Source organism: Lactobacillus hamsteri DSM 5661 = JCM 6256 (assembly GCF_000615445.1).
Classification (GTDB): Bacteria; Bacillota; Bacilli; order Lactobacillales; family Lactobacillaceae; genus Lactobacillus; species Lactobacillus hamsteri.
Window position 1 is genome coordinate 1 of sequence record NZ_BALY01000039.1, and the last position, 12,650, is coordinate 12,650.

Genomic DNA, 12,650 nt, shown 5'->3' on the forward strand with positions numbered 1-12,650 from the left:
TCTGCAGCTAGTTAATGAGTTTCTGACCCAGTCTTGGAAAAACTTCTTTCAAGATAAAAGCGTCCAAATTGGCAAGCCGCGCTTTCATTCGCGCAAGTATTTGAAGAAGTCTTATACTGGCAAGTCTATCATAAAAGTTGCTGGCAAGCGATACCTGAAGATCCCTAAGTTGGGTTATATTAAAACCAGTAAAACAGGGTTTTTGGAAGGTGCTAAAATCAAGCGTTATACGGTTGTGCTTGAATCAACAGGCAAATATTATCTGTCTCTGCAGGCAGAAGTGTCTGAACCCCAAAAGCTTCGCTTAACTGGCAGAGAAATTGGCATTGATGTCGGCGTGGCTGATTTGGCAATTCTGTCCAATGGCTTGAAATACCCTAGCTTTGATGGCTCTTATTTTGAAAAGAAAGCCAAAGCATGGCAAAGAAAATATTCCCGCCGCAGACATTTGGCTAAGCTGTTGGCTTTGCAGGATAAAAATAGAAAAGTGCTTTGTCCTAGAAGCCTGGAAAGCTTTGCCAATTGGCAAAAAGCCCAAAAGCTAAAAGCCAGGTATCAATCCAAGGTGTCCAATCAGCGTAGAGACTATTTGCATAAGCTAACGACTCATTTGGTTAAGCAATATGATGTGATTGTTATCGAAGATTTGAAAACCAAAAATCTTCAACATAATCACTGCCTGGCCAAATCTATCGCCAATGCCTCATGGCGGATGTTTAGACAAATGCTGGAATATAAGTGCAAATGGTATGGGAAAAAGCTGGTTGCGGTAGATCCTACAAATACTTCCAGAATTTGTTCAAAATGCGGCTATAACAGTGGCGCCAAGCCACTAAAGATTCGTGAATGGACTTGCCCTAAATGTCAAACTAGGCATGACCGGGATATTAACGCGGCAGTTAATATTCTGCATAAAGCAAAGCCAACTGGTCAGGGACTGGCCATGGTAAAGAGCTGAGTTCTGTGAGTTGGGTATTTGAGCAATCAATGTAAGATCCTAAACACTACTTGGTGTTCCCAGAAACCCGGCACTTTAGTGCCGATGTGGTTCATTCAAGAAATTCTAATAAAATGCTATTTCGATTCATTAGAATTGCAGATCATGAAATGTTGAATGAAATTAGTGATTAGAGTCGAACCTTTTCTATGAGGTTCGCTCTTTTTTTATACTTTTCTTAGTCATATTCTTCATCATTCATAGTTTTTCTTAGTCAAATAGAGTAAAATGACTAAGAAAAAATAAATGATGACGAAGAAAAGGGTGAAGAAATGAAAAAATTTGATTATCAGTTATTAAACGATTTGCTTTTAGATACAAAAGTTGTGAGCAAATTAACTACTATTTATCAGCTACGTGGAGAGACAAGTAGCTATCAAATTGATTATCATGAAGAATTAAAAAAGTTGGTTGCTGTTGCTAAAATCCAAAGTACAGATTCATCTAATCGAATTGAGGGTATTTTTACATCAGATTCACGACTTAATAAGATTATGTCGAATAAAGTTGAGCCCCATAATAGGGATGAACAAGAAATTGCGGGTTATAGGGATGTTTTAGGACTTATTCACGAAAATTATCGTTATATGCCAATTTCGAGAAACACGATTCTATCTATGCACAACATGCTCTTTAAATATTCTGGTGATTCCTGGGGTGGAAAATTTAAAGATATTAATAATAAGATTGTGGCTAAATATAGTGATGGACATGAAGAAGTAAGATTTAATCCACCAGATGCTTTTTTAGTTCCTGAATTAATTGAAAATCTATGTAGTTCATACAATGATGCAGTAAAAGAAGAAACTTTTTCACCATTAATTTTGTCTGCTGCGTTTGTTTTTGATTTTGTTTCTATACATCCCTTTAGAGATGGTAACGGTAGGATGTCTCGTCTGTTAATGCTTCTTACAATGTATCAGTTAGGTTTTGAAGTCGGAAAATATATCAGTCTTGAAAAAATAATTGAGGATAGCAAAGAAAGCTACTATGAAGCTCTAGCAGCTAGTTCAGTTGATTGGAATGAAAATAAGAATAATTATTTGCCGTTTATTGACTATTACTTAGGCATTGTTGTAAAAGCATATCGTGAATTAATTGAAAGAATGGGATTAGTTCACAATCCTCAAAAACAATTGAGCGCTGAAAAATTAATTTTAAAGATTTTACAACAAAATTTAAAGCCAATGTCTAGAGCAGAACTTGTTGAACAAATCCCACGGTACAGTCAAACTACTATTCAACGTAATCTTAAAAAATTGAAAGATGAAAATAAGATTCAAATGATTGGCAAGGGGAGAAATGTAAAATATATTCTTCGTCATTCATAGTTTTTCTTAGTCAAATAGAGTAAAATGACTAAGAAAAAATAAATGATGACGAAGAAAAATAAAAGAACTAACTTGTGGAAAACACAAATTAGTTCTTTTTTCTATTCTATATATAAGGCCTGACGTCCTTGTTGATTATAGCTTGCTTGGATATTTTTCCAGGAAACAGGACGATTTTTATAACCATATGGATCATTAACGTAGACGATTTTCTTTGTCTTATTGTAGCCGGTAATTACGCAAGCATGCATGATGGCGTTACATGAACTTTGCCTTGCTTAGTCTTCCAAGTTTGCATGTCATTTACGTGGTTAAAACGTAATGTAGTAATAATCATCACAGGGTGGCCTGAAGAAACCAGGTGAATGACCTCAATAAAACTACTACCTGTAGTGTTCTGAATTCGATTAGTGTAACGGCGTGCTACATCGTATAACGGTTCATTATAAACGCACCAGCCGCCATTAGCCTGACTCATATATCCTACAAAACCTTCATGTGGATTTCCGCGATACTTGCCATCATCGCTATAAGAATTGACGTGCTTGATGTGCTGGGCTAATTCATCTTTATTTGTTTTAACATGATAATAATTTAAAAGCATAGAAAGCGATGTTACTTCACAGCCGTTAGGCAAATCAGGCAGTTGTCTTTCTAGGGGAATATCTAACTTTTGTTCAGGTTTAATTGTTGCCCAATCATAGCTTTGTTTGATATTTTTAAAATTAATAACCAATGCTAAAACTACAATTAAACCTGCAATAAAAGCGGAATAGAGGATAAATTTATTCCTGATTTTTTTCTTTTTTCTTAATTCAGTTCTCGTTTTATTCATGCCTATATTTAAACATGGAATTCATTAAAGAGACAAAAATTTTTTCTTATGATTGTATTTAGTGTTTAAATTAGTTATTGTTAATAGGAACCATACAATTTTTTAAGCGAAGGATAATTTGTTTTGAAAATTAATTTAAAATACTTAATCGATAAAATTGAAAATCAAGATTACATCTCAGATTTAGAGACTGTAAAATACGCAGAAATCAGTAAATCAAAAACTAAATTAAAGAGTTATGCCAGCAAAATGGTAAAGGAAGTTATTGCTGGCCTTAAGCATAACTCTTTAGTGCAGACGCAATTGGCTGTGGACGGTCAACGTCCTGTAACTTTTGCACTCGAAACAAATATTATCAATTTGCCATTTAGCAATTATAAGAAGATCTCTAACTTCTTTGAAGAGGGTCAGGATTATGAGGTAAATGTTTATTTTGAAACAATTTCAGAATACGTGAATGTTTCAAAATTCAGAATTGATCAATTGTCCACAGGGGATGAAATTGTTAAAAGCGAAGATGAATATGTTGATAAATTAGTTGATGCCATTGTGGAAAAACTCAAAGTTGTTCGCGAATACCAAAAACCTGAAAAGAAAACTGCAACTAAAAAATCCACAGAAACTAAGAAAAAGACAACTAAGTCGGCAAAAACAAAGAAAACTACAAAGAAGTAAAGAAAAAACCACATTAACAACCGTTAATGTGGTTTTCTTATTCACAAATTATTATTTGACTTCATGAAAATTGGTTAAAGTGTTTTCGTTAGAGTAGAAGAAAAAGTCTTCAAAATTAGCACTCTTAATAACACCCTTTTGAATTACTTCACTCAGGCTGTCAGCGTCTTCAGAGTAAGGCATTGAGTAACCCAAATTCATAAAGTTCTTATTCATAGTGTAGCGGAAGTAATTAAGTGCGTCTTCATCCCAGCCAACATCGTTGTAAATCTTCTTAATAAATTTGGACATGAGCTTATTAATTTTTTCGGCAAAATCATAAGTCCATTTTTCAATTTCTTGTTGCTCTTCTTTACTTTTTTCGTCTAGTTCCAAGCGGAATTTAACCCCTGGATACATCGCGTTGAATGAGGTGCTGCGAATTGCAAACTTAACAATTTCAGCTGAACGAACGAGTTTGCCTTGGCCAAATAAATAAAGAGGAGCGTAGAATCCAGCATGGTACAAAGCCATTTCAGTAAAAGAAAGGGCAACTTTCTTTTGTAGTGGCGTTCCATTACGGTAAATATCATCAAGAAGTTCAGCTAAATCTTGTAATTCATCTTGATCGTTAGCCCAGTCAATATATGAATTTGTTTTTGAAAAATGAGCTAATGCTTGAATGACATTGCTATAAGATTTATTAGCAATAGATTCCAAATAATTTAACGCATTAAATACTGAAAATTCTTGCGGTGTTGCAGAGGCCATTTTTACCGAACTATCACCAATTTTGACTTGGATAGTGGATAAAAATGCTAATGAACCAAATGCACGTAAAAAAGTTTCTTGAACCGTGTCGTCTAATTTTTTAAATTCAGGTTTGTCTTCATTAACTGGAATTCGCTCAGGTTCCCAAATGAAATCATTTAAACGGGACCAAGCAGAATAATCAACACGGTTTTCTATCTTATTCCAGTTAATTGCTTCATATCTTTTCGTCATTTTATCTATAATCACTCAAAAAGCTAATCTTTCCACGCAATTCCTTTGGCTTTTCAACTTTTTGAGTGTCTTTGCCTCCGGAAAGCTTCTCCATAATATTACGAACATTTTTAACATCTGTCGAAGTACCACTGAATTCGAGCAAATAGAGAATCGGGACCTTCAGTGTTACGGACAATTTCTTAGCGGTTTGCGCGAATAAATCGTTAAAGTTTCGGTTACCGCAACCAATCAGTCCGATTAAATTTTTCTTATTATCTTTGTAATTTAAAAAATCAACTAACGAGTCCATCATAAAATCTTGGTATGAGGGCGTTATTAAAACATATTTTTCCTTCATTTCGTGTTGAGGAAAATCATCTGTAATTTCGTGCGCCTTTAATCCAGTTTTTACGACGAACTTTTTAGTTTGTCCTGTAATTGAATAAAATGCTATAGCTACCATATTATATTACCTATATTCCATTTAACTAGGTTTATTTTCACACTTCTATATTATATATTCAATTGATAGGGATTCAAAATCAGCTTATAATATTTAAGTATAAAATATAGGAGGAAAGCGCATGATGAGCTGGAATTTACTCGGAATTCTGATTTGGGTTGTAATAATTTTATATTTATTCTTTATAATCCAAAATATCCGCAATCGTCGCATTAAAATGATTATCAAGGACCACAAGCGGTTTACTTGGCAGAATGCTTTGATTACCGTTGCGGAAATTGTTGTGTTCATTGCGGCAACTTGGTGGATGCTGGGTGAAGGACTTTTTGACAATCCTGATTTAACTGATCAGAATCGCATTTCTTCTAGTGTTAAATATGAACCGTTGATTATGAATACGGGTACAGGCAACTCTAATTACGTTAGAATTAAGGCCGCGGCCAAGAAAAATGGCTCGCAAACTTATACTTATTACAGTGCAGGTACCAAAACAACGGTTTCCGGTGATTATGCCAGTGTTGTTTATGGCGACAAGGTGAATACTGTGAATGCAGCTAAGATTCCTTATGAAAAGAAAACTTTGGCTAAAATGGATCGTCAGTATCAACGCGCTTATGTAGCAATTTATACAGCTGAATATAAGAAAAATTGGCAAAACGGAATTGGACTTCATGCAGGTAGAATCGCTACGAGATATTACTTAATTAGAATTCCAGATTCTAGCTTTATTAAAAATGAAAAATAAGTAAAAGAAAACCAAGGGAAATTATCCCTTGGTTTTTTGCTTACGCTTTAAAATCACTTTTCTTAATTTGTACTAATAAGTTGCCTTCCACAAAAGCTAGAATCAAACTTGCAGTTAAGAAATCCATCACGTTGCCTGATGAAAATGATGCCGCCAATATGAAGACTATTGAAATTAACAACGAAGTAACTAAATAAGTTCTAACCTTCTTGTAACGTAGCCATTTCCAAGCGCCATAAAGCAGGATTGCTACATATGGACCAACGAATAGAAGCATCCCAATCCAACCAAGAGAAAAGATCTGTGAAGCAAAATCTCGTTCTAAGTTGAAAATATTATTTTCGCGGGTGTAAGAAATGCCTAAATACTTATCAAGGTGATTGTTGTTAGTAGCTCTGACTTTTTCAAGCATCGCTTGTTCAAGATGACGGTTTTGCATCCGCATCTCGCCATTTTCACGCATAATGCCGAGCCAGAATTCTGGATCATATTGATAAGGGTATCTCTTGAAGACGAATTTTTTGTTCAAAGCATATTCATCGTAATTTTCCTTAATAAAATCACGTAAAAATTCTTCGCGTTTTTCGCCTTTAGGATACTTTTTAAGACCAGCGTTCAATTCTTTCGTTTCTTCAGTTAAGTCATGATCCGATTGCTGGGCCAAATATTTTTCGTAGTTATAGCGCTGAATTGCTGGACCGAATGGCAAAATTGCCAAGGATGCAGCTTCAATTAATATTGCGGCAATAAGTGCCTTATTGTTTTTCTTGGTATTTTTGAAAACAAAATAATGAATCAGATAGGCGATAATTCCTAACAAAATTCCTCCGATTAATCCGATCGCTGCAACTTTTGTCCCTAACTCGATCATGGCTAAAGCATGAACAGCTGTCAAAGTCGTAATCTTCCAAGTGAATTTATCGAACATGAAGTAAATCATGAGTGGCAAAAGCATGAATAAAACGGCCGCAACCATGTTGGTAAAGTTAAAGAAACCTTTAGATGCCATGTGCGAGTAACCAATATTTGGGTTAACAAACCATTCGAAAATATTGGCAGAAATAAAGCCATGTTCATATGAACGCAGCGAAATTACGAAAAGATTGCTGAGGACGATAGTAAATGAGAATAGTCCTGAAACGCCTGCGATGACAGTCTTGAATTCATCCTTCGTAAATTCGATTTCCTTAGTAAAATAAATTGTAGCTAATGGTAGTGCCATGCGAATTAAATAAAAAATTTCGCTGATCGTTGAATAGCTGTAATCATTTGGATTAACACTGTTGAAATTTTTAACATGCCACAAGTGAACGGCTGAATAGATGACTAATAAAATTAGATAAGCAATTAGCCATTTATCTTTACCCAATTTCTGCCAGTTTTGTTTTTGACTGAAAAACATTCCGGCAATTGCCAATAATCCTAGAATACGGATGATGGTTGGCAATGTAAAAGGCAATATGTTAGCCAATTTGCCATTATATAGCCAATACAGGTCTAAAAATGGCTGAATTAAAATGAACCAAAATAAACAGATTCTCGTTTTTTCTTTCATATAATATCTCATTTGTTTCTCCTATAAATCTTATCTATGATTTTAGGCAAAAAAAGAGCAGGGATGCAACACCCTGCCCAATTTTTTTGAATTACTTTTTATCCTTGCTGTCTTCTTCATCTTGCTTTTTAACAGCAGACTTAACTTTTTCAACTTTAACTTCATTAGTTGCTGCGGTTTTGCTGTTTTTAGCAACACGAGCAGTCTTCAAGTTCTTAAAGTTAACAACAATCTTGTGGTTCAAGTCGCTGATTGCTGTTTCGTCAACGGGGTCATAAGAAGTAATAGCTAAAAGTGCGGAATTTTCGTAAATCTTTTCAACTTTGCCTTGGAATGGCTTCTTTAATTCTTCTTCAGATTTACCTGCTAAAATTGCGCCTACTTTTACATCAGCTTTTTTCATTGTGACTTTCTCTTCCTTCCCATTTTTAATACAATAGTAGATACTATTATAATTGTTAAAAGTTGACAAGGGAAGTAGCTTACATGAAGAAAATAATTTTAATCGCAGGGCCAAGTGGTGCAGGCAAGACAACAATTTCTGAGTATTTGAAGAAACATTACGATATTCCACGGGTAATAACGCATACTACTAGACCTAAACGTCCAGGAGAAGTAGATAAAGAAAGTTATTATTTCGAAAATGACGAAAGCTTCAGCAAGCTTCATTTCTTTGAACATGTAAAATATGGAGCTTATCAATACGGTTCTAGCAAGGAAGCTCTAGATAAAGCTTGGGAAAGGCATGATCTTGTTTCATTAATTGTTGATATTCAGGGCGTTAAATCTTATGTAACACAACTTGGAGAGCAAGTTTATTTTCTTTATGTTACAACCTCGACTATTGATGAGTTAAAAGAACGTCTTATCCGGCGTGGCGATAGCATCGAGAGCGTTAAAGAGCGCCTTAGTGGCAGCGAATTAAATAAGCTTTCTGATGATTTGGAACCATATGCTCATATTCTTGTAAATGATAATTGGCAAGAAACTACAGAACGCCTAAATGCGATTATATCAAGCTTTAAGCAGGTATAAGACTTGCTTTTTTACAAATTTTGTTAATGAAAATCCTCTTTCTTAATCAGTTGCTAACTCTTTTGAAACAATCGTGTAACATTTACTCGGTATTATATAAACCGTTGAGAAGTTCAAAAGAACTTAATTAGAAAAGTAACAAATTTAAGGAGAGAATTAATTTTGAGTTTTAAACGTAGTTTAGTTAAGTTTGCAGCAGTTTTATCAGTTTTCTTTACTGGTATTTCAGTAATCAATGTTCCAATGTCAAGTTCAGTACATGCTGACGAAGTTCAAGCAGCTACTACTAAGACTGAAAAGCGTAACGCTATTGTTAAGCTTGCTAAGAAGCAAGTTGGTAAGAGATACGTATTCGGCGCAACTGGTCCTTACGCATTTGATTGCTCAGGTTTAGTACAATACGTTTACAAGAACGCAGGTAAAAAGGTATTGCCAAGAACTACCTACCAACAAGTAAACGTTGGTAAGCGTGTTTCAATGAATAAGCTTAAGAAGGGTGACTTGTTATTCTGGGGTTCAGCTTCAGCTCCTAGCCACGTAGGTATCTACGTTGGTGGTGGCAAGTACGTTCACGCTGCAACTCCTTCACAAGGTGTTCGTAAGCAAACTTTGAGCGCATACTTCTACCCATCAGCTGCTAAGCGCGTTTTATAATTAGTTTAAAACTCTTAATTAAATTTCCGACTAAGAAAAAGACTGTGAAGAAATCTCTTCATGGTCTTTTTTACATGTTCAGTATTTGTTTTGTAACAATAATGTAATATTACGCGAGTATCATAGATCTCGTGTAGAGTATAAGAAATTCTAAAAATTAGAACATTTTATAGCAATATTTTACTTTTTAACTTCCACATATAGAAGAATGAACTTATAGGGAGATTTGATTTTGGATTTAAAGAATAATTTTGTAAAAGCTACCGCAGCTGCAGCCTTAACTATTGTAGGTGTTTCAGCAGTTAATGTTGCTAAGCCAAACAGCATGACTTCACATGTTCAAGCTGCTACTCAAAAAGTTAAAATCAATTACGTTCCTGGCTACGGTGTTAATGTTTGGGATAATTACAATCACGGCCACTTCACTGGTAAAAGAGTTAAGCACGGTACTACTTGGAATGTTATCTCAACTGTAACTGACCGCAAGGGTCGTACTTGGTACGAAATTGGTCAAGGCGAATGGGTAATGAGCAAGTATGCTAAGCTTGTGCATACTAATACCCAAAAGGAAACTAAAGATGATGATTCAATCGGTGAATGGGTTGCTGTAAAGACACCTAAAAAGGCTAAAAAGTCAGTTCAAGCTACTGGCGATGCTGCAGGCGTTATTGCTTTGGCAAAGGCCCAAGCTGGTAAGGCTTATGTTTGGGGTGCTTCTGGTCCTTCATCATTTGACTGCTCAGGCTTGGTACAATACGTTTACAAGAATGCTGCAGGTGTAAGTCTTGGCCGTACTACTTACGATCAAGTTAAGCAAGGTACAACTGTTTCAATGGATAACTTGCAACCTGGTGACTTGTTATTCTGGGGTTCAGCTTCAGCTCCTTACCACGTAGGTATTTACCTTGGTAACGGTAAGTATGTTCATGCTGCAACTCCTTCACAAGGTGTTCGTGTTCAAACTTTAAGTTCATACTTCTACCCATCAGTTGCTAAGCGTGTTCTTAACTAATCAATAGAAATAAAATTAAGAGTCTGAACAATTCGTTCAGGCTCTTTTTTCGCTTTTTACATTTTTTATCGCTAAAATTAAATTATCTAAGAATGAGAGAAAAGTTTCTTGTGGAAAAGTTCATATTTAATAGAAATGTCACAATATTCTCGCTAGAATAGATAATGTGAATGTAAAGTGAGATAAAATTGTTTTTTCGCTACCAAAAAGGGGATTGAGAAGATGAAGAATAGATTATTTAAAATAGGAGCTGCGGCTGCTATTACCGTCACCGGCTTGGGCGCAGTCACTTCATTAAAGAAGCCAGTTGCTGCTTCAACATTTAAAACGGCAATTAAGAGAGTAAAAATTAATTACTTGCCTGGCAAAGGTGTTCGTATTTGGACAAATTACAATGCAGGGCGCTTCATGGGCTTTCGTGCAAAAGACGGTACCGAATGGAATGTCGTAAAAACAGCTGTCGATAAGAGCGGAAATTTATGGTATATGGTTGGTGATAACGAATGGATTCAAGCTCGTTACACTGTCGATGTTGATACTAGCCAAAATACACAGGCGACAACCTCAACTGTTAAAAAGACAAAGACTGTTAAGAAGTCTAAGATTTCTAATTTAGCTAAGAAAGCAAAAGATAAGGTTACGGCTGTAACTAATACGCAAAAGAAGCAGGAAAAAGAACAAGCCAAAATTGAAAAGAAAAAGGCTAACGTTAAGCAGGCTAAGCAAATTGTTGAACAAACCATCAACAAGAATACTTCAAGCCAAGCTCCTGATAAAGTTAACGGTATTGTTGCCTTAGCTAAATCTGAAATTGGCAAACCTTACGTTTGGGGTGCGGTTGGTCCGGATTCATTTGATTGTTCAGGACTTGTACAATACATTTATGAAAAATATGGTGTAAATATGCCAAGAACTACTTATGATCAAGTTAAAGTTGGTCAAACTGTTTCAATGGATAGTTTGCAACCTGGTGACTTGTTATTCTGGGGTTCAACAACAGCACCATATCACGTTGCAATTTATATTGGTAACAATCAGTATGTAAACTCTGCAACGCCTGAACAAGGTACAATTTTGCAGACAATTTCTTCATATTATTATCCAACTATCGCTAAGCGTGTGCTTTAGTTTAAAGATGAATAAATCGAAAAGATGGTCAGAAGTGATCATCTTTTTATTTTCACTGTAATGATAAAATAAGATAAAAAATGATAAAAATATTTTTAAATGATAAAATAAGATAAAAGCGGTGCCCGATACGGACACCGCTTTTTTTAATTTCGGCCTTTTTCTCTAAAAAGTCGAAAACTATAGCTATAATAATCGCCAATTTTCACTTGGTACTTATGTGTATTAACTAGCTTGGTTTTGCCAGGGTAGAAGGTAATCGCGCTTGAATAGCCATCACTAAAATATGAATTCTTAAAATTATGTACGCTATTTCCGCGATAATTCTTCTTTGTAGTTAAATCGCGAATGTAAACTTTGGGCGTGCCGTTAATCGTCTTAGTAGCAAAATATGCTGACCAAGGCGTTGACTTATTCACCATTTCATATGGAAAAACAAATTTACTTGGGTAAGTCACAGAACTTTTAACCGGTTTGCGCAAAATATCATCCGCAAAAACGCCGTTTTGCACAGAGTACATAACGCCGTTATTACCGTATGCAGCACCGATTCCCATGTGCGTTGCCTTGGCAGAAAGCAAAAGCGCACGGTGTCCCGTATTGCCATAGCCCGCTAAATTGTTCTGATCTTGCAATAAGTCTGTAACGATCTCGCCGGCAGTTGCACTGGAATTATTTTCTAAAAAATTGATATTGCCCAGCGTTGCACTTTCAGCAGTATCCCAATTATGTTTGTCAATATAAGTTGGACGCTTGTAGCCAAGCAAGCCATGAGCATGCAGGTCAATGTTTGCGTTCACGCTGGCTAAACTAGCTGCCCCAATTTGGGCGTCAATATTATCTTTATCAGGATTGCTTTCACTAGGCAAGCCGAATAGTGAACGATAATAATTGATGTAATTCATCGAAGCATTGACATAAGCCGGTTCAAGCTTTCCCGGATTAAATGGTTCGCCAAAATTAGGCGTTACTTCGTATAAATTGGTTTGATTGTATTTTTTCTTGCTTAACAAGCGGTAATTACGCTGAAATTTGCGAACACTTTTGATTTCGCTCTTGCTGTATTTTGCAGCGTGAACTTGTTCAGTATCAGCCATGCTAGTGTAAGAAAAAATAGCGACGCTTGCGGTTAATACTAAAAAAGCAGCTTTGATTTTCATAAAATCCTTCTTCTGTAGCTATTTGTACTAATAATTATGTTATTAACTTAGTTTAACATGGAAAATAGGGATGAAAAAAGACATTGCATGGTAG

The 12,650-nt window shown here is 35.5% G+C and carries 13 protein-coding genes and 1 pseudogene; 8 read left to right on the forward strand and 6 right to left on the reverse strand.

Annotated features, from left to right (window positions below; translation table 11 throughout):
• Both JCM6256_RS08290 and JCM6256_RS08295 read left to right on the forward strand, forming a co-directional pair.
• The coding region (locus JCM6256_RS08290) for an RNA-guided endonuclease TnpB family protein (RefSeq protein WP_025081230.1) at positions 1-958 on the forward strand (958 nt) is incomplete at its 5' end.
• A 311-nt stretch (positions 959-1,269) separates the two neighbouring features.
• The gene (locus tag JCM6256_RS08295; RefSeq protein ID WP_025081231.1) at positions 1,270-2,328 is read left to right on the forward strand and encodes a Fic family protein; all 1,059 of its coding nucleotides are present in this window, start codon (positions 1,270-1,272) and stop codon (positions 2,326-2,328) included.
• Positions 2,329-2,429: 101 nt separating this feature from the next.
• Here the strand turns inward: JCM6256_RS08295 and JCM6256_RS10160 are convergent.
• Positions 2,430-3,163 (reverse strand): annotated as a pseudogene (locus JCM6256_RS10160) (C39 family peptidase).
• A 123-nt stretch (positions 3,164-3,286) separates the two neighbouring features.
• Between JCM6256_RS10160 and JCM6256_RS08305 the strand changes: the two are divergent.
• Positions 3,287-3,838 carry a hypothetical protein gene (locus JCM6256_RS08305; protein WP_025081232.1) on the forward strand — a complete coding sequence of 184 codons (552 nt, stop codon included), beginning with the start codon at positions 3,287-3,289 and terminating at the stop codon, positions 3,836-3,838.
• A 51-nt stretch (positions 3,839-3,889) separates the two neighbouring features.
• Here JCM6256_RS08305 and JCM6256_RS08310 read toward each other — a convergent pair whose 3' ends face one another.
• The gene (locus tag JCM6256_RS08310; protein WP_025081233.1) at positions 3,890-4,822 is read right to left on the reverse strand and encodes a ribonucleotide-diphosphate reductase subunit beta; all 933 of its coding nucleotides are present in this window, start codon (positions 4,820-4,822) and stop codon (positions 3,890-3,892) included.
• Position 4,823: 1 nt separating this feature from the next.
• Positions 4,824-5,267, reverse strand: coding sequence for a class Ib ribonucleoside-diphosphate reductase assembly flavoprotein NrdI (gene nrdI, locus JCM6256_RS08315; protein WP_025081234.1), 444 nt, complete (start codon positions 5,265-5,267; stop codon positions 4,824-4,826).
• Between the two features lie 121 nt (positions 5,268-5,388).
• Here nrdI and JCM6256_RS08320 point away from each other — a divergent pair, with 121 nt between their 5' ends.
• Positions 5,389-6,012, forward strand: coding sequence for an LVIS_2131 family protein (locus tag JCM6256_RS08320; protein WP_025081235.1), 624 nt, complete (start codon positions 5,389-5,391; stop codon positions 6,010-6,012).
• Between the two features lie 40 nt (positions 6,013-6,052).
• On the opposite strand, the gene JCM6256_RS08325 is transcribed toward JCM6256_RS08320, so the two are convergent.
• Complete coding sequence (locus JCM6256_RS08325) at positions 6,053-7,567, reverse strand: O-antigen ligase family protein (protein ID WP_025081236.1); 1,515 nt, start codon at positions 7,565-7,567, stop codon at positions 6,053-6,055.
• Positions 7,568-7,658: 91 nt separating this feature from the next.
• On the reverse strand, positions 7,659-7,970 hold the full coding sequence (locus JCM6256_RS08330; protein WP_025081237.1) for a DUF2187 family protein: 312 nt from the start codon (positions 7,968-7,970) through the stop codon (positions 7,659-7,661).
• Positions 7,971-8,053: 83 nt separating this feature from the next.
• On the opposite strand from JCM6256_RS08330, the gene JCM6256_RS08335 reads away from it, so the two are divergent.
• The 4 genes from JCM6256_RS08335 (at position 8,054) to JCM6256_RS08350 (ending at position 11,396) form a co-directional block, all read left to right on the forward strand.
• Positions 8,054-8,602 (forward strand): guanylate kinase, encoded by a 549-nt coding sequence (locus JCM6256_RS08335; RefSeq protein ID WP_025081238.1) that lies wholly within the window; start codon positions 8,054-8,056, stop codon positions 8,600-8,602.
• A gap of 162 nt (positions 8,603-8,764) precedes the next feature.
• A complete protein-coding gene (locus JCM6256_RS08340) occupies positions 8,765-9,256 on the forward strand; it encodes a C40 family peptidase (RefSeq protein WP_025081239.1) in 492 nt (163 codons plus the stop codon).
• A 232-nt stretch (positions 9,257-9,488) separates the two neighbouring features.
• Entirely contained in the window at positions 9,489-10,268 is a 780-nt protein-coding gene (locus JCM6256_RS08345; RefSeq protein ID WP_025081240.1) for a C40 family peptidase, read from the forward strand.
• A 222-nt stretch (positions 10,269-10,490) separates the two neighbouring features.
• On the forward strand, positions 10,491-11,396 hold the full coding sequence (locus JCM6256_RS08350) for a C40 family peptidase (RefSeq protein ID WP_025081241.1): 906 nt from the start codon (positions 10,491-10,493) through the stop codon (positions 11,394-11,396).
• 146 nt (positions 11,397-11,542) lie between these two features.
• Here JCM6256_RS08350 and JCM6256_RS08355 read toward each other — a convergent pair whose 3' ends face one another.
• The gene (locus JCM6256_RS08355; RefSeq protein WP_025081242.1) at positions 11,543-12,556 is read right to left on the reverse strand and encodes a CAP domain-containing protein; all 1,014 of its coding nucleotides are present in this window, start codon (positions 12,554-12,556) and stop codon (positions 11,543-11,545) included.
• Positions 12,557-12,650 lie beyond the last annotated feature (94 nt).